This window comes from Pragia fontium DSM 5563 = ATCC 49100 (assembly GCF_900112475.1).
GTDB classification, from domain to species: Bacteria; Pseudomonadota; Gammaproteobacteria; order Enterobacterales; family Enterobacteriaceae; genus Pragia; species Pragia fontium.
The window spans coordinates 365,946-383,514 of the sequence record NZ_FOLW01000003.1 but is presented as its reverse complement, the minus strand read 5'-3'; the positions used below and the strand labels follow the sequence as shown (position 1 = coordinate 383,514).

General features: G+C 43.2%; 14 protein-coding genes. 7 read left to right on the top strand and 7 right to left on the bottom strand.

Annotation, left to right across the window (positions count from 1 at the left end):
• The first annotated feature begins 210 nt into the window (after positions 1 to 210).
• The 4 genes from licT (at position 211) to BMZ28_RS07350 (ending at position 4,635) form a co-directional block, all read left to right on the top strand.
• Positions 211 to 1,050 (top strand): BglG family transcription antiterminator LicT, encoded by an 840-nt coding sequence (gene licT, locus BMZ28_RS07365; RefSeq protein WP_074821975.1) that lies wholly within the window; start codon positions 211 to 213, stop codon positions 1,048 to 1,050.
• Positions 1,051 to 1,428: 378 nt separating this feature from the next.
• Positions 1,429 to 2,334: a 5'/3'-nucleotidase SurE gene (gene surE / locus BMZ28_RS07360; protein ID WP_074821972.1), complete on the top strand. Its 906-nt coding sequence runs from the start codon at positions 1,429 to 1,431 to the stop codon at positions 2,332 to 2,334.
• 178 nt (positions 2,335 to 2,512) lie between these two features.
• Positions 2,513 to 3,841 carry an OprD family outer membrane porin gene (locus tag BMZ28_RS07355; protein ID WP_074821970.1) on the top strand — a complete coding sequence of 443 codons (1,329 nt, stop codon included), beginning with the start codon at positions 2,513 to 2,515 and terminating at the stop codon, positions 3,839 to 3,841.
• Between the two features lie 38 nt (positions 3,842 to 3,879).
• On the top strand, positions 3,880 to 4,635 hold the full coding sequence (locus BMZ28_RS07350; RefSeq protein ID WP_074821967.1) for a histidine phosphatase family protein: 756 nt from the start codon (positions 3,880 to 3,882) through the stop codon (positions 4,633 to 4,635).
• Positions 4,636 to 5,290: 655 nt separating this feature from the next.
• On the opposite strand, the gene BMZ28_RS07345 is transcribed toward BMZ28_RS07350, so the two are convergent.
• The 5 genes from BMZ28_RS07345 to syd form a co-directional block, all read right to left on the bottom strand.
• On the bottom strand, positions 5,291 to 5,740 hold the full coding sequence (locus BMZ28_RS07345) for a flavodoxin (protein ID WP_074821964.1): 450 nt from the start codon (positions 5,738 to 5,740) through the stop codon (positions 5,291 to 5,293).
• A gap of 28 nt (positions 5,741 to 5,768) precedes the next feature.
• Positions 5,769 to 6,545: a tRNA pseudouridine(65) synthase TruC gene (gene truC / locus BMZ28_RS07340; RefSeq protein WP_074821960.1), complete on the bottom strand. Its 777-nt coding sequence runs from the start codon at positions 6,543 to 6,545 to the stop codon at positions 5,769 to 5,771.
• 350 nt (positions 6,546 to 6,895) lie between these two features.
• The gene (locus BMZ28_RS07335) at positions 6,896 to 10,180 is read right to left on the bottom strand and encodes an autotransporter outer membrane beta-barrel domain-containing protein (protein ID WP_083399650.1); all 3,285 of its coding nucleotides are present in this window, start codon (positions 10,178 to 10,180) and stop codon (positions 6,896 to 6,898) included.
• 604 nt (positions 10,181 to 10,784) lie between these two features.
• Positions 10,785 to 11,132 carry a YqcC family protein gene (locus tag BMZ28_RS07330; protein WP_074821954.1) on the bottom strand — a complete coding sequence of 116 codons (348 nt, stop codon included), beginning with the start codon at positions 11,130 to 11,132 and terminating at the stop codon, positions 10,785 to 10,787.
• 890 nt (positions 11,133 to 12,022) lie between these two features.
• Positions 12,023 to 12,574 (bottom strand): SecY-interacting protein, encoded by a 552-nt coding sequence (syd, locus tag BMZ28_RS07325; protein WP_074821951.1) that lies wholly within the window; start codon positions 12,572 to 12,574, stop codon positions 12,023 to 12,025.
• A 75-nt stretch (positions 12,575 to 12,649) separates the two neighbouring features.
• Here syd and queF point away from each other — a divergent pair, with 75 nt between their 5' ends.
• The 3 genes from queF (at position 12,650) to xni (ending at position 15,957) form a co-directional block, all read left to right on the top strand.
• Positions 12,650 to 13,507: an NADPH-dependent 7-cyano-7-deazaguanine reductase QueF gene (queF, locus tag BMZ28_RS07320; RefSeq protein ID WP_074821948.1), complete on the top strand. Its 858-nt coding sequence runs from the start codon at positions 12,650 to 12,652 to the stop codon at positions 13,505 to 13,507.
• 243 nt (positions 13,508 to 13,750) lie between these two features.
• Positions 13,751 to 15,118, top strand: coding sequence for a nucleotide 5'-monophosphate nucleosidase PpnN (gene ppnN, locus BMZ28_RS07315; RefSeq protein ID WP_047781795.1), 1,368 nt, complete (start codon positions 13,751 to 13,753; stop codon positions 15,116 to 15,118).
• 62 nt (positions 15,119 to 15,180) lie between these two features.
• A complete protein-coding gene (xni, locus tag BMZ28_RS07310) occupies positions 15,181 to 15,957 on the top strand; it encodes a flap endonuclease Xni (RefSeq protein ID WP_074821945.1) in 777 nt (258 codons plus the stop codon).
• Between the two features lie 108 nt (positions 15,958 to 16,065).
• On the opposite strand, the gene rlmM is transcribed toward xni, so the two are convergent.
• Both rlmM and BMZ28_RS07300 read right to left on the bottom strand, forming a co-directional pair.
• Positions 16,066 to 17,172, bottom strand: coding sequence for a 23S rRNA (cytidine(2498)-2'-O)-methyltransferase RlmM (rlmM, locus tag BMZ28_RS07305; protein ID WP_047781797.1), 1,107 nt, complete (start codon positions 17,170 to 17,172; stop codon positions 16,066 to 16,068).
• Between the two features lie 2 nt (positions 17,173 to 17,174).
• The gene (locus tag BMZ28_RS07300; protein ID WP_047781798.1) at positions 17,175 to 17,558 is read right to left on the bottom strand and encodes a DUF423 domain-containing protein; all 384 of its coding nucleotides are present in this window, start codon (positions 17,556 to 17,558) and stop codon (positions 17,175 to 17,177) included.
• Positions 17,559 to 17,569: the final 11 nt, after the last annotated feature.

The window sequence follows — 17,569 nt, the reverse complement described above, 5'->3', positions numbered from 1 at the left end:
TGACAACGATGCACAATCGGCAGACCTTCAGTACACAGTAATAGAAATACAGATTTGTGATCTGCCGCCAAGCCCGACATAAAACAGTTTGATGATATTGATTCAATACGTATCATAATGACCATCACAGGATTGTTACTGCGAAATGCAGGCAAAACCTGACAACCGTTTTATCTGCGGTGGTCAGGTTTTTTTATTTTCAGGGTTTTTATGAATATTGATAAAATATTAAACAATAATGTTGTGATCGTTTCTGATGAGAACGGCGATGAGCTCGTTGTCATGGGGCGTGGGCTGGGCTTTAAAAAGAAGGCCGGTGATGCATTAGATAAAACGCTGATAGAAAAGGTTTTCTCAGTTAAAAACCAAGAAATCACCTCTCATCTTGAGAAGCTACTGGCTGAAATCCCTGCGGAGATTATGACCACCAGCGAGAAAATTATCCGCTATGCTCAACAAAACCTGCCCACTGAATTGCATTCCAGTATTTATATCTCCCTGACCGATCACATCAATTTTGCGATTGAGCGCCACAAAAAAGGGTTGGATATCAAAAATGGTCTGCTGTGGGAAACCAAACACCTGTATCCTAAAGAGTTTGCTATTGGTCTGGAAGCATTAAATATCATAGAAAAACGGCTTAACGTAAAACTGCCCGAAGATGAAGCCGGCTTTATCACCCTGCATATCATTAATGCTCAGTTAAATGATGATATCTCTAATGTGATTAACATGACCAAAATAATGCAGGAAATCATGCAAATCGTTAAGTACCATTTTAATTTGGACTATAACGAGCAGGCACTCAGCTATCACCGATTTGTCACACATTTGAAATTTTTTGCTCAACGTATGATGAATAACAATTATGTCAGCAGTGAAGATGAATCATTGCATGATGTCATTAAGGATAAATATGTTAAGTCCTATATCTGCACGCAAAAAATTAGCCAACATTTGAAAAAACATTACCAGCATGAATTAACTAAGGAAGAGATGCTATTTCTGACTATCCATATTGAGAGAGTTCGGAGCGAAGCCAATAGTTAACATGGTAATTAGATTTCCCAGCTATATTTAATATTTTTCAGCCATAAGAAATATCGACCTAATTAATATGCAACCACCGTCACAAAAGCCATATAAAAATGTAACACCATATTGACTGAAATACGCCGTATGCTAGTCTGAACCTCGAATTTAGGATTGTTACTGTCTTCAGGCAAAACCTAAACCACTGATCGAATTTATTTATCTTTATGATGAATTGGTCAGTGGTTTAGGTTTTTTTTTGCTTGAAAAAAGGGTGGTTAATATGAAAACAACAAGTCCGAACTTCATTAATCATCCAAATAATTTTTGTAATACAGACATATTTTCCACTCATTGAAAGCAAATGAACAATTATTCTGATAAATGGAGAACATCATGAAACATCGCTTAATCTTCAGTGCACTGGCACTCTCCCTGAGTGCATCAGCCATGGCCGCTCAATCACCTCGCATACTTATCGTCAACGATGATGGCTGTGAATCCGAAGGAACCGTTTCTCTACAGCATAAACTGGCGGCCAAAGGCTACGACGTCTGGATTGTCGCCCCAAGTACCAACCAGAGCGGTATTGGTTCCGCTATTACTTTCAAGCCAAACAAAATATTTGATGTTAAGAAGCTCGGTGATAAACACTACTGTTTCCCAGGAACGCCGGCTGATGCTCTGGACTTCGGGGTACTTGGCGTACTCAAAGATACCCCACCGGATCTGGTTATCTCCGGTGTTAACGATGGCCCCAATACCGGCGTTGCCCAGCTTAACTCGGGGACAGTGGGTGCCGCCGTTCGTGCGGTACGCTATGGCTACCCTGCTCTGGCAGTAAGCATTGGCTATATTCTGAACGATGAAGAAATGAAAAACGGCTGGCCAAGCACCCATAAATATTGGCCAGACTCGGTAGATTATGTGGTTGATATGGTCGATACCCTAAGTAAACAGTGGAAACCTGGCACACCAATTCTGCCAAAAGGTTCTGGCCTAAGCATTAACTATCCTGCTCAGCCTAAAGATAAAATCGCCGGCGTAAAATACATTCCGAACGAATATAATCCAATTCCTCAACACTACTACAAGCTCTTACCGGATGGTAAAGCTCAACAGATTATGAGTGCCGACGTCTTAAAACCAAGCTCGGCTGATACCGATACAGGTTGGTTAAATAAAGACTATATTACCTACACCATTTTTGATGGTGACTGGAACGCCTTTAAATTTCAACCCGACTATGAGCAGCTATTAAATACACCAAACCTACAACACCCGGGTAAAGGTAATAAATAAAAGGGCTCACGATGGATTAATAAGCCTCATATTACCAGGGGCTTTTTAAACTAAAGCTGAATGAGTCTGCCTATAAAATTTAATTATTCAAGTTATTACTCTTTATTAACAGGGAAGTTAATCTTTCGGGTATTTTTATTATTTTCTAAAGAATCAGGTTTATATTTTGGTGATAAAAATGAAAAAAATCATAGGACCATGCCTAATAGCCAGCTTAATATCATTAACGGCAAACGCGACTAGCAGTGATAAAAATAATACAGCTAGTCCTCTGGCGAATAATCCGTTCTTTCAGGATGCAAAATTAGATATATCAACACGAAACTATTGGAAATACTTAAAAGAAGATGAGTCCCAGCCTAAAGAAGTACATTCGGCTTGGGGACAAAATGTTATTTTAAAATTTGAATCAGGCTATTTTGCTGACTTTATTGGCTTTGATGCTACCTACACCAGTGTCATCAAACTCGCAGCCAGTGATTATTTTTCAACTCGATCACTCCTTTATAATGATGGCCCCGGATTTGATAAAAGTAACGCCGCCGGATTCAATAAAATGGGCGAACGTTATGTCAAAATAAAATATGTTTTGGACGATCTAAAATTCAATGCAAAAGGTGGCTGGCAAATTATAAAAAATACGGGGATCCTCACCGCCTCCAATCGTCTATCGCAAAATAGTTATCTGGGCTACAGCGGCCAAGTTAGCTATGAGAATTTGTCATTAGATGCGGTCTATGTGACCAGTTCGATCAACCGCGATGCTCCGGATAAAGTCCACTTCCTCACTAAAGACAACCGTGTTATTGATAACATTATTTCTACTGGCTTAAACTATAAAGATAAAGATTTATCAGCCGCTTATTTCTATGGTGAAGCAGATAACTATCTCAGACGTCATGGAATGGAACTCTCCTACCGTGCCAATCAACACCTCACCCTTGGCAGCCAGATTTATGGTACTTATGCCTTAGATGATTATAAATCTATGTCCGCCAGTAGAAAGGAATTTGATAATCACGCGTGGCACTATGCCTTCGATGCCAAGTGGCAGCAGCAGAAATGGGGCAATAAGCTAGGGATTGCCTATACTCGTGCAGAAAAAAATAACGCTATTGGTTATTACGCTCGCCACGTATCGAAGAACATGCGCGGACGCTTTAATGCGATGACCTCAGCAGGTTCCGACTACATGCGAGACGGTGAACTGGCCCTGTCAACGGCAACTGACTATCTGGTCACCCCCGATCTCAAGATGGGATTATTAATGAACTATGGACAGTTTGATTATAAAAGTAATACCGTCAGAACTGGAGAAGTGAACGTATTTGGCCACTGGATACCCAAAGATAATACCTTCAAAAACCTCTCTATTTTTGCCATGTTTGGCCCGGGCTGGTCATATAAACATAAAAACAGAACACCCACTTTATATAACGGAGACGTAGGCCGAGCCCACAACCTGGCTGGTGAAATCATTATCGATTATAAATTTAACCTATTCTAAACCAAATAAATTAAAGCAATAAATAAAGGAATGATGATATGAGATTATTACTAAAACCATTAACGATTTTTATACTGTTTATCTTATCGATATCCAACGTTTTTGCCACGGAAGTCACGATATATCTGACTCGCCATGGAAAGACCATGTTTAACACGGTACATCGCGCCCAAGGCTGGTCCGACACACCGCTAACTCAGGCCGGTATTGATGTCGCACAACAGCTAGGCCGTGGCTTAAAAGGGACACCGTTTATCGCGGTTTACTCAAGCGACTTAGGTAGAGCGAGACAAACCGCCAGAGTGATATTAAATGCGCAAGGTGACACAACCAATCCAGTTATCGAAATGCCCGGATTACGTGAAAGCTGTTTTGGAATCTATGAGGGCGACTTGGATCCTAACATGTGGAATCCGGCGGCCAAGCACCTTGGATACGCATCATCTGACGCGTTAATGGCCGAATTTTCTGCCGGTAAAGTGAATATTTCAAAAATGATCGATGCGATTGCCGCTGTCGATACCATCAATATGGCTGAGAATTACGTTACCGTCAGGGATCGTATGAAAACCTCATTAAAAACCATCGCTGAATCAGCACAAAAGCAAGGGGGTGGAGATGTGCTCATCGTTTCTCATGGTGTCGCCATTTCAGCACTGCTTAACGAAATGACCGATAAACCAATCAACACACCACCGGCCAATGCCAGCGTAAGCAAAATTCGTTATACCAGCGACGACAAATTTATTGTCGAAAGCATTAATGACATGAGCTACGTAGAGAAAGGAAAATGACCATAACGCTGTAATGGTAAAGGAAGCATCAAATAAAAGGTCGGATTTAATGCATAATGCCGAACAGTTAAAAAAAGGTGAGCAGTTTATCTTTAGCCCTTTATATTGAGCGCTGGAATTCATCCGACAACTGAGTGAGGAAACACGTCCAGCAGGGATGCTGGGCGAAGCGCAGGAAAGGGCTGAGGAATCCCCGCAAATTTTTTCTTTAGGGATTCAAAGGATTAAAGTAGGCGTTTTGTGAGCGATATGTTCCATCTTATTAGTAACTCAGTCAGAATATGATCACAAATGTCTCTTCCCTCTCCGTCATTCCGGTGAAAACCGGAATCCAGGTTTTAGCTTAATATCCACACTCGGCTTAAGAACGAGATCCCCGCTTTCGCAGGGATGACGGTATAAATAATAGTCAGAATTCAAGCTTATTTTTCTGGGGAGCCTTCAATGCAGAGGGCGTTCGCCCTAACGCCCTTTGCTCGGCCACGTCCACTAACGTTAATTTATTCTCTGTACTGATAATGGACGAAACTTTCACCGTTATTAAGTTTAACTGGCAAGTATTGCAAATTTAATTCGACCTTTTTATCCATCAATAAGCCGCCCCAACAGATTTTCAGCACCATCGAGACGATACCCTTACAGCTTCAGATAACCATTATTTAACCAACATTCCCCACTGGCGAACCCAGTCGGCAGCAAAGACTTCAGGTTCAGGCACTTCTGTCGCATCAATCATCAACACATCACCAAGGCGAGTTGCGCCTTGCTCCTGCAATAGCGCATCAAACTGTTTGCCCGCGCCGCAGAAGCTATCATAGCTACTATCTCCTAGCGCAATAACGCCATAGCGTAGCTTCGGCTGATGACCAACAGAATCTTTAATATCATAAAACAGCGATTCAATAGAGTCCGGGAAATCCCCCTGTCCGGTGGTTGAGGTGACAACCAATACCGTGTCCTGCAGATAAACCGTCCAGTCCTCCAACGTTCCTTCATCAAACACAGCAACGTCATGCCCTTGTTCCTGTAACAGGGTTTGCGCTTGTTCCGCAACAAGCTGGGCATTACCATAAACGGTACCCACAAAAATACCTATTTTTGCCATGCTTTTATTCTCTCTATTTTTTAACCAATTAACGCTTCAAGCTATCCTGAGTTATTGATGGATTAATTTCAACCCCATTATATTCAGGGCATTGCTCAGTCCATCCAAACGCGGTCATCAGATCTTGCCAACGCTGTTCCCACGGTGCCGAAATCAGCAACGGTTCACCCGTAACTGGATGAGTTAAGGATAGATGACTGGCATGTAGCATCAATCGCTGACAGCCAAAATGCTCGGCAATCGCACGGTTATGTCGTAAGTCACCGTGAGCGCTATCACCAATAATGGGATGAAAAATATGCTTCATATGGCGACGTAACTGATGTTTGCGCCCGGTTTGTGGCATCAGTTCGACCAAGCTATAGCGGGCTGTATCATAACGCCCTACCGCCATTGGCACCTCCACCTGCGAAAGCGCCCGATAGTGGCTAACAGCAGGCTGAGCCTCTTTATTCTCTTGAGCAAACTTATCCGCGATTTTATCCAGCTGTTCAACTAATGCATGGTCGATGGTACCGGAATCGGTCACGTAGCCACGAACCACTGCATGATAAACTTTCTGAATCTGATGCTGTTCAAACTGCTGTGACAGTTGCCTGGCTACATCGCTGGACAGCGCCATCAACAATACGCCGGAAGTAGGCCGATCCAACCGATGGACGGTAAATACATGCTGGCCAATTTGATCGCGAACCGTCTGCATGACGACCACTTTTTCATGGCGATCTAACCAACTGCGATGAACTAACCAGCCAGATGGCTTATTAACCGCCACCAGATGTTCATCCTGATACAAAATCATCATAAAAGCCTACTTTTATATATTTATCATACAGATAACCAACTTAGTTTATTATATTATAACCGTCAGCACTCACTGAAGCCCCATAAATTTTCATCGAGTCATCAGCCTTGGTGTATAGGGGATACCTGAAACGGCGGGGGATAAATTGGCGAGTATCAATCACCTTGTCACTCAAGCAACGATGTTTTATGAGTATCCAATATCTCAGAGCGCCTTATATACATCGCAACGCCCATTTAATATCAGTGATGAAAACTTATCGAGCATAGATCTATCAACAACAATAGACTAAGTTAATTATACCGGTAGACGATCTTATATTGCGATCGAGCTACCGGTCATACCCGTTATCAGAAGCTATAGCGATAACCAATGCCCACACCCAAGGCATTGCTGAACTTATCACCACTGCCCGTATTCACTTCCGTAAAGACAGAATTGTTTTTATTCATCTGCCAGTTCACACCAAGATTAGACTGAAAATGATAGCCATCTAAATCACTCTTCATCGTGGTACCACTGGACTTCACGTCCCCACCACTAACGTTTTGCTTTAATACTGTCAGAGCTAAATACGGCTGAACAAACGCATCAGAAGCGCTCGTAGTGATAGTTTTACCTATATTTAGTCCTAAACCATACTGAAACACATCAGAAGACTCTTTCTTCACCTTAATCTGACTGATTCCTCGCGTATTAAACTTAGCACTGCCACTGCGTAAATAAGCTAGTTTAATCGATGGTTCCACATAGAAGCTGTCCTGAAGGGCATAACGTTGACCAATATCCAATCCTAAACTCACGGCATTGCTGTTCATATCGTAAGACGTTTTAGTCCCTTGCTCAGTATAAGCATCATCATGAGTCTTAAGGCGATACCCTTGTGCCACCACATCCGCAAATAAACCGGAGCTATGGACATACATGCCGTAAATACCGGTCGTGTAGATATCTGAATCACCGTGACTATTATTAACACGATACTTATTCTTAGCAGTCCCTACACCGGTAAAGATGCCTGAAATCAGAGTATTGTTATCGCTAATATCCCAGGATTTATCTACTCCAATATAGGTCACGTTGGTGTTAATCTTGAACTTATGCCCCACTACATCAGAACTAACTTCGGTGTTTGTATAGAAGTTATTAATCCACAACGTAGCATCATGGTCGCCTTTAATGCCCATCAGACGTAAGCCGTCGATATGCTGCGCCACGTTACGAGATTGATTTAATAAATCGAGGGTCTGAGCGACAGAAGCGCTCTGTATTGTGCGAGCCAGGTCACTTACCTGATTAATCTTTTGCGGGTTTGGTGTGAAACTATCCTCAGGTATAAACTTATTAAAAGAGCCATCGGGGTTATAAGCATTACCGCTCTTCATGGTGTCGTCATCACCGCCACCGTGGGATACACCAGTACCATCACCATTAACTAACCAATAGCCGGTACCTGAATTATCCGCAGTTAAGTGATAGCGATACATACCCGCATCCCGATACTGACTACCCGTTAAAGCCACCTCCGTGCTGCTGCCTACGCCACCTTGAATAATCCGCAACGATTCGTTTGGTGCTGAGGGTCCCACACCGTAGTTAGTGACATCAACCAAATAACGCCCCGTCATAGCACCATTAACCGAGACTAAATCACCTTTACCCTGCCCTAAATCTGTCGACATTCGAATATTAGCGAGCCCCCCATCAGTTTGTGTCATATCACTAATCGATAAGAAGGTTTTAAATGGAGAAGAGGGGATTTTCCGAGCAAAGGTGACCATCGTCATATCAGGCCGTCCAAAGTCAAGGATACTATTATTGTCCATCTTGACCCTGGTAAAACTGGAGGAAGCATTTGCCATTTGGTAGATGGCGTTATTTTTTAACCACAAATTGACGTTGCGGCCATTACCATTCCAGATCCCCCCCTCATTGATGGACAGATTGATATTTCCTTTGCCATTTTTAATTACGTCACCGCGTAAAGTACCGCCATTGTTGATACCAAAATCAATTCGACCATTACCATTATTAGTCAGTCCACCGTCAACAATACCACCACCACCGATGCTACCGCTGATATTACCATCACCGTTGTTGATTATATTGCCTTGTAAACTGGAGCCGTGATCAACATTAATATTCAAGCCACCAGTACCATTGTTGATTGCCCCACCACCAATGACCGTGCCGTAGTCAACATTAATCATTGTATTACCGGCAAAATGGTCAACAATGATGCCATCGGTAACTTGCGAAGCATCTACATTTTTGAGATTCAATTCAAAAAATAAATTCACCGCATTTGGATCTGAATCTATGTAGTGCATGTAGAGCAGTTGCGATGATGAAATAACGGTATTGACTATGTTAATGATATCCTTACCATAAATATTCTCTGAATTTGGTGCTGGTGGTGTTGCAGAGCTATGACTGTACCTTATAGCAAGGCCAGTATTGATTTCTCCGCCTCTCATATTAATGGTAGCGCCGAAAGGCCCACTTCCTCCGCCCGCGATATTTGCGATTTGAAGGCCTGCTATTTGATCAGAGTTCGGAGCACTAATGACAACATTATCTAAGTTCATAACAGTACCTTCTCCCCGAACGCCAGCAACAGCAACCGTATTTGGAGCACCCGTTAATTCAGATGTTAAGTGCGTTAGCGTTGCATCTTTTAGACTCGTGTTGGCACCACTGACAGCATAAAAAACGCCTCCCTGTAGGCCATTATTTCCAATTATTGTTGCCCCTTCACCTATCGTGAAAACACCTTTACCTATAGCACCAACTCCACCACCCGTGATATACGCATTTTTACCGATGGTGACATGATAAGAATCACTATCAATGTTGGCCGTATAAATATCAATTGCAGGAGCATTAAGGGCTGTACTATTGATTATTAAGCCATCTCCAATATTCGCTATTATATTGCTATTACTACTAGCAGACAGCTTAAGTCCTTTACCATCGAGTGTGGCACGTTCACCCAGAGTCAGGGAACCGTTAGAAACAGCAAGGAGATGCAATATTTGGTTGAGATGATTATTTGCCTGAAAATCACTACCTATCGTTAAATGACTATCAGTAAGAGAAGTCCGAAAATTATCAAAAATAACGTTATTGCCTAAAGTAATTTTACTTCCGCCCGTTGCTACAACACCATGTATTCCAGATAAACCCGTATATTTAAGATGTAGGCTTGATAGTGCACGCCCATCAATAGTTCCCGCACTTGCCGCTGAAAGAAATTCATCAGACGAACTGCTGCTGTGGGTATTGGAAGTGACATATTGAGTTGTTCCGATGGCATTCACCCATGGTGCTGCTACCGACGTACCACTCAAAGTTGCTAAAGCTGTAATTAACAAAAATTTTATTGGATTGGTCAGCTCTAAAGCTGGCTCGATCCTGTCAGTAGCTATTGAGAACGATTTCATTACCGTATTAGACTTCTTCTTCCCTTTTGCTAATTCAGACGCAACTACACATAGCCCCGTAGAATGGCTGTAAATCGATGTGAATATCTTATTCATTATTTTTTCATTCCCTTTAGCGACAAATAACTTATGCAAATAAATAACAGTAATTGTGCGTACTAACGTTATTGAACTGAAATCAATTCTTTTCATATAAGAAAGAACCGCCACAATAGATGGGGTATATAGACCTACATCGCAGGCAAAATAAAATCGAATTAAAAAATCATCAAATTGTTAATAACGATCGATAACAAAATACTGATAACCAAAAGCTATCAACTTAATAAAACTGATCGTCAATACCTATAAATTAAGTTACTTAAAGCTAATATAATCAATATAATATGTAATCAACAACAAACAGCACTAGCGTTATTAAGCATAAGCAAATCACGTAACGAGCACTCAAAAAAACAAATAAAAAAACATTTTAATGAATTATCCACCCCCTCATAAATATAATCACGCCATTAATTAATGACATTTAAATAATGTCAGTGTAAATAGTTATTGGTAATTGCAGAATAAAATAAATATTTAATTTAATATTAAAATTAATTAACAATAAAGATGTCTACTCATTATTAAGAATATTGTTGATTTTATGATTCATAATAATATTACAAGTAGTGTTTCTGCTGCCCGTAATTAATAGGATAAAAATAAGCACGATAATAGGTCATGTTTTATCAGATAAAAACACCTTACAACTATCGCATCATGTCAGACCTGATAATAAATGACCGCCTCTACATTATTCTCTTCTTCTCGAAGGGCTGAATTCTTTATTCAACAGAGCATCAATGCTCTTAAGGGTATCAATCAGTTCCTGATGATCTTCCGGACGCGGATTAAACGCTTCCTCAAAATAGGGTGCGATCGCAATACGTGCGGGTAACGGTTGATGCGCCTCAATCACCGCTCTCATACGAGGAACAAACACCCACTGTAACCACTCTTCCGGCGACATGGTGTCAATACTAAATGGTTCCTGGCTGTCGAAGGCGCTAAGTTCAGGGGGAGTCAAACTCCATAAATCCTGTTGATGCATCAATTGCTCTACTTTCGTCAGCAATATCCATACCTGATTCTCTAAGTTCATGCTCTCTCGTTTAATTAGGCGCACAAGCCATGCAGTAGCTATCGGGAAAAGTCGCCCATCATACCATTTTGATTAATTGGCGTAAAAACAGGAAAAATGTCCCACGGCGAAAAACCGTAGAGAATGGGTATATCAATACATTGGCGAATCACAGGATTCGCCACAAAGAAAAAGGCCCACTGCATATACAGTGGGCCCAGTCCGTTTTATAGCAATCCAGCTACTCTTGTTGCTTCCCTGCTCAATCCCTGAAAACTTTATCCATGTTGGTTATCCTAACCACACTATCCTTAGCAGCGTCCTACTTTCTTCCTGACGAGTCATCCTGCATCATCCTGATGCCTGTCCCTGTTAGTCTTCCTGACCCCCTACACTCCGGTAGGTATTCGTTCTCCATCCTGGAGGTGTCCGCTAGTTTTATCCTTAAACTGTCCTACCATCTTCCTGATGGTTTCAATCCTTGTTGTCTTCCTGACGCCCTACCATCCTGATAGGTAAAATCTTCATCCTGAAGTTGTCCGTTAGTTCAATCCTAAACTATTCCCGTCATCTTCCTGATGAACATCCTAAGCTCTTCCTAAGCTAATCCTTTTGCTTTATCCTTGCCCGTACCTTCCTGATACGTCGCTCTTCCTGAGCTCCCTTTCGTTGGACATAGAATCGCTTAATTTCGCGTGTCTCACAATACACAATAGAGACTTACATCCTATTAGTCCCCTTTTTATCTGACCTAAAAGACAGTAACAAAATGATATATAATGAATTTATTAAATACCGGATGAAAAAACTAAACGAGATGTCTCACAGTGCTTGTAGGATATGTCTCACAAGGTTATTGTCATTCTGCGTAACCTTCTCGAATAAATAGAATGACCAACTGCCGATAAAAGCTATAAATGTACTTGAGGAACCAATTTTTGCAGGAATAGATCCAGCGATGCCGACAACGTTTCACGTTTACTGGTACCAAAATGTTCCAGCACGACTTCCCCTGTTAGATTACACAGAGACACCATCTCCATTTCTGAGTCTGTCGTGGCAATAAACAGGGTTGGAGATAGCTTTAGTCTGCGTTGAGTCACCAGATGACCGATCAGATTTTCCTGTAGCCGGACAAAATCCTCTTCGCTCCATACCTGTATCAGCGATAAATCAAGTTCACCAAAACGTGCAGCCATATCTCCGGCATACTGTGTAGTAAAATAGTGAACCCCCTCTTCTCTCAATGAGAGATTCACCCCACGCTCAACGTTTGCTAAAGAAGCAGAGGCACTAAACGGCTGAGGGAGCCAAAGAACCGACTCTTCCAAAGTCCTGACGATGCAGGGTGAAGCGACGCCATACAGCTGTTCACTGGCGGGTTCATGTCCGGTTTGTTGCTGCCAACCTTCAACAAAAGCAGAGGTAAATTGAGTTAGGGCGGAGATTACTGGATATGTCATATTTCTCTCAAAGATTGCGTTACACTATAGCCAATTTTCAACAATTATATCGTGATACCACATCGGGGTAATAGCATGACTTCCCATTATGACAATCATCAGGCGCTATCAAACCTAACTCTGGGCAAAGAAACTGCCTATGTTGATCGGTATGACGCCTCTCTGTTGCAGCCGGTTCCACGCAGTTTAAACCGCGATCCACTGGGTCTTAAAGCGGATAATCTTCCGTTTCATGGTGCCGATATCTGGACGCTGTATGAACTTTCATGGCTGAATTCACGTGGATTGCCGCAGGTAGCCATTGGTGAAGTCGCTATTCCGGCCAGCAGCAGCAACCTGATTGAATCGAAAAGTTTCAAGCTGTACCTGAACAGTTTCAACCAAACATGTTTTGCAGACTGGCAAACCGTACAACAGACCCTTGCCCGTGATTTATCACAGTGTGCTCAAGGAGACGTGAGCGTAAAACTCTTTCACTTAAGCCAGCCCGAGATCGGAACCATCACTGATTTTGCCGGTGAATGCATCGACGATCAGCCCATCACTATTGATAGTTACCATTTCGACGACAAGCTGTTGGAACAGGCGATTACTGAACAAAATACAGCGCCTGTAGAAGAAATATTGGTGAGTCATCTGTTAAAGTCTAACTGTCTGATCACTCATCAACCGGACTGGGGCTCAGTGCAAATCCACTATCGTGGGCCGAAAATTGATCGCGAAGCCCTGCTGCGTTATATCGTCTCTTTCCGCCACCATAATGAATTTCACGAACAGTGTGTGGAACGCATTTTCAGCGATATTCAACGCTACTGTCACCCTACCGCCTTAACCGTGTATGCGCGCTATACCCGACGGGGAGGGTTGGATATCAATCCGTACCGCACCAATACGACATTCGTACCCACAACTCAACGTCTGTCCAGACAATAGACGGTCTGAGTCTCTGACATGATTTGGGCTAAAAACTAGCGATACCTCGCATTATTGAGGGTAAGTTTAAGAAAATACATAATTTTACTGTGAATGGTTTCCATCATCTTAGTAAAGTAGTACAACTTGAGTAGAAACCATCGCTACAATGAGTCATAGCCAAGATAAACAGTCATAGCATCAATAATGTTGTTTCAACCAACAAGACATGTTGCTAAATAACCTAAATATTAGGGAGTTAGTTTGATTACACATATTAGCCCACCACTTGGTTCAATGGACCTGTTATCACAACTTGAGGTGGATACCCTTAAAAGTACAGCCAGCAGTAATCTCTATCACTTATTTCGTAACTGTTCACTGGCTGCATTAAATGCAGGTAGCCAAACCGATAACAGCAAAGAGCTGCTTGAACGCTATAAATCTTTTGATATTAATATATTACGTCGCGAACGCGGCATAAAATTGGAATTAATCAATCCGCCGGAAGATGCTTTCGTAGACGGCCGATTAATCCACTCAATTCAGGCCAACTTATTTGCCGTACTGAGAGATATTCTGTTCGTTAATGGGCAGCTCACACAAGCATTTAGAGATCATCGAATGGATCCCGATGACTCGGTTCATCTGACTAATCTGGTGTTCTCTATTTTACGCAATGCCCGCGCCCTACATGTGGGCGAAGCACCAAACATGGTCGTTTGCTGGGGTGGTCACTCGATTAACGAAACCGAGTATCTCTATGCCCGTAAAGTCGGCAATCAACTCGGATTACGTAAACTCAATATTTGTACTGGCTGTGGTCCCGGTGCCATGGAGGCTCCAATGAAAGGAGCCGCCGTGGGGCATGCCCAACAGGCTTACAAAGAGAGCCGCTTTATTGGTTTGACCGAACCCTCAATCATTGCCGCAGAACCACCAAATCCGCTGGTCAATGAATTGATTATCATGCCTGACATTGAAAAACGTCTGGAAGCCTTTGTGCGCATCGCCCACGGTATTATCATTTTCCCAGGCGGGGTCGGTACCGCAGAAGAACTCCTCTACCTGCTGGGGATTCTGATGAATCCTGAAAACAAAGATCAGAAATTACCGCTAATTCTGACCGGTCCAAAAGAGAGTGCTGACTATTTCCATGTACTGGATACCTTTATTCTTAGCACATTAGGCGAACAGGCTCGCCAACACTACACCATCGTGATTGACGATCCTGAAGAGGTGGCTCGTCAAATGAAACACGGTATGTCTAAGGTAAAAGAGAGCCGTCAGGAAACCGGTGATGCCTATAGCTTTAACTGGTCAATGAAAATCGCAGCAGACTTACAGCATCCTTTTGAACCAACCCACGAAAATATGGCCAACCTGAATCTTCACCCAAATCAACCACCAGAAAAACTGGCGGCCGCATTACGTCGGGCATTCTCAGGCATCGTTGCCGGTAACGTTAAAGACGTCGGCATTCAGGCAATCGAACAGCATGGCCGCTATAAGATTCACGGCGACCCACAAATGATGAAACACATGGATAGCCTGTTACAAGGATTTGTGGCTCAGCATCGTATGAAACTGCCGGGTACCGCCTATACGCCTTGTTATGAGATCTGTTCTTGATGACATTGTGATAACCCTGCCGGAGTTCATCACTCCGGCAGCTTACGGATAAGACAACGCCTATGCCCATCCATCTATTGATCGTTGATGCTCTAAACCTGATACGCCGTATTCATGCGGTACAGGGCTCCCCTTGCGCAACGGCCTGCCTGCGTGCATTAGACCAGCTTATTCAGCACAGCCAGCCCACTCATATTGTTGCCGTTTTTGATGATGAAAATCGCAGCAGCAGTTGGCGTCATCAGCGCTACCCTGACTATAAAGCGGGTCGTTCGCCAATGCCGGAGTCGCTGGAACTCGAACTCCCTCAGTTAAAAGTGGCGTTTGAACAAGCCGGGGTAACCAGTTGGCAATCCATTGGAGATGAAGCGGATGATTTAACGGCAACGTTAGCACATCGAGTCAGCCAACTTGGCTATCAAGTCACTATCGTCTCAACGGATAAAGGCTATTGTCAGTTATTAGCACCAACTTTGCGCATCCGCGATTATTTTCAAAAACGCTGGTTGGATGTTCCTTTTATTGAACAGGAATTTGGCGTAAAACCGGCACAGCTCACCGACTTCTGGGGATTAGCAGGTATTAGCAGCAGTAAACTGCCGGGTATTAGCGGTATTGGCCCAAAAGCGGCAACCAGCTTGTTAACGCAATACGGCTCACTGGATGAAATTTACCGCCAGATAGAAAACGTCCCGGTAAAATGGCGTAGCAAATTGATTGAACAGCGGGAGATGGCTTATCTATGTCGTGATATTGCTACTCTGAAGCAGGATGTACAATTAGCAGGTAATCTGCAACAACTGCGTTATTCCCATACCGAACAAGATACCAACCATTGATATGATGTTGGCACTATTGCCATAGGCTCAAAAATTAACTGATAACGGACAGCCCTATGAATAAAGAAAGCCGTCCGTTTTTCATTTCTACCAGTCCATACCTATAGCTTATCTGTCGCGTTCATCCCGACGGCCTGGAACTGCACTCCAAATACGGCGAACGTGTACCGTCACTTCTTCTCTATCGTGATAAAGCTGCTTAGCATTAATCTGAGCATTAATGCCGTTCTCTTTCAGCTTATCGTCAATCGCTTTTAGATTCTGACAAACCTCTTCGTAACGCTTTTTCATCGGCAGTTTCAGGTTGAAAATCGCTTCCCGACACCAACCCTTTATCAGCCAGTCCGCCATCAGATTAGCCACGCGCCATGGTTTTTCTACCATATCGCAGACGACCCAATAGTTGGTTGAATTTTTCGGCTCATAACGAAAACCATCTTCACGATGGTGCGTTACCTGCCCGGTATCCATCAGACTTTGCGCCATTGGCCCATTATCAACGGCATCCACCATCATACTGCGCTGAACTAACTGATAGGTCCATCCTCCCGGACAAGCGCCAAGATCGACGGCGCGCATGCCACTGGCTAAACGCTCCTCCCACTCATCGGCAGGAATAAACACGTGAAATGCTTCTTCCAGCTTGAGGGTCGAACGGCTGGGTGCGTCAGACGGAAACTTCAGGCGCGGTATTCCCATAAAGAAAGGGGAATTATTGCTACTGTATGAATAGCCCACATAGCAACACCCACTGGCAATAAAGAAAACGTGGATCACTGGACGGCGAAGGTTCTCTTTAGCCAGCAACACGCCTCGTTCGCGCATCGCTTGACGAAGCGGAACCGTCAGTTTACGACAGAATTTAAGTAACTCTTTGCCTTCATTGGTATCCGGCACTTCAACCCGTAAATCACCGGCATTTTCCACCGCACCTTGAATCATACCGACAATCGGAGAAACCCGATCTTCAACAGGTAAATCCTTTAGTAAATCACCCACAACCAACATCTGGCGGGCAAAAATCAGTGAATTGAAAGAAAGCTCTTTTACCAAACGATCGGCATCCTCGTGCTGATAACATTCAAACAGCACATAGCCGCTGTTATCTTTCACTCGTGGAAAACCGTAGACTTCCAACTTGGCGGCCTTCTCTGCAATTTCTGCCGCGCACTCTTTCTCAAAGCCCGGGCGACAATACAACGCTACTTTATTCACTCTTAAACCTTTTTATTCCGCTGCAATGCACCAACTAACAGCAGAGCCCAGCCAATTAAAAAACAAAATCCGCCCAGCGGGGTAATATACGGCCATATTGTCATTGAGGTCAGCGCCAGCCAATACAGACTACCGCTAAATAACAGCATACCCACTGCTAAAAAAGCCGCGCTACGGCGAAACCATGGATTATCCATAAACTGAACGGCAATACCCAACGCCAGAAGCGCCAACGTATGTAAGCCCTGATAATCCAGCCCGGTACGCAGCCACGCCATCTGTTTCATATCCAGAATATTACTCAAACCATGGGCGCCAAATGCCCCAAGGGCAACAAAAATAAAACCGCTTATTGCAGCAAACGCCAGAATCCAACGACTTTTCATTGTTATTCACG

What these genes read in the sequence shown, in the direction of transcription:
- BMZ28_RS07350 (WP_074821967.1), top strand. Translation starts at nt 3,880, where the DNA reads ATGAGATTATTACTAAAACCATTAACGATTTTTATACTGTTTATCTTA.
- BMZ28_RS07330 (WP_074821954.1), bottom strand. Translation starts at nt 11,132, where the DNA reads ATGAACTTAGAGAATCAGGTATGGATATTGCTGACGAAAGTAGAGCAA.
- xni (WP_074821945.1), top strand. Translation starts at nt 15,181, where the DNA reads ATGCCCATCCATCTATTGATCGTTGATGCTCTAAACCTGATACGCCGT.
- BMZ28_RS07300 (WP_047781798.1), bottom strand. Translation starts at nt 17,558, where the DNA reads ATGAAAAGTCGTTGGATTCTGGCGTTTGCTGCAATAAGCGGTTTTATT.
- licT (WP_074821975.1), top strand. Translation starts at nt 211, where the DNA reads ATGAATATTGATAAAATATTAAACAATAATGTTGTGATCGTTTCTGAT.
- surE (WP_074821972.1), top strand. Translation starts at nt 1,429, where the DNA reads ATGAAACATCGCTTAATCTTCAGTGCACTGGCACTCTCCCTGAGTGCA.
- BMZ28_RS07355 (WP_074821970.1), top strand. Translation starts at nt 2,513, where the DNA reads ATGAAAAAAATCATAGGACCATGCCTAATAGCCAGCTTAATATCATTA.
- BMZ28_RS07345 (WP_074821964.1), bottom strand. Translation starts at nt 5,740, where the DNA reads ATGGCAAAAATAGGTATTTTTGTGGGTACCGTTTATGGTAATGCCCAG.
- truC (WP_074821960.1), bottom strand. Translation starts at nt 6,545, where the DNA reads ATGATGATTTTGTATCAGGATGAACATCTGGTGGCGGTTAATAAGCCA.
- queF (WP_074821948.1), top strand. Translation starts at nt 12,650, where the DNA reads ATGACTTCCCATTATGACAATCATCAGGCGCTATCAAACCTAACTCTG.
- syd (WP_074821951.1), bottom strand. Translation starts at nt 12,574, where the DNA reads ATGACATATCCAGTAATCTCCGCCCTAACTCAATTTACCTCTGCTTTT.
- BMZ28_RS07335 (WP_083399650.1), bottom strand. Translation starts at nt 10,180, where the DNA reads ATGAAAAGAATTGATTTCAGTTCAATAACGTTAGTACGCACAATTACT.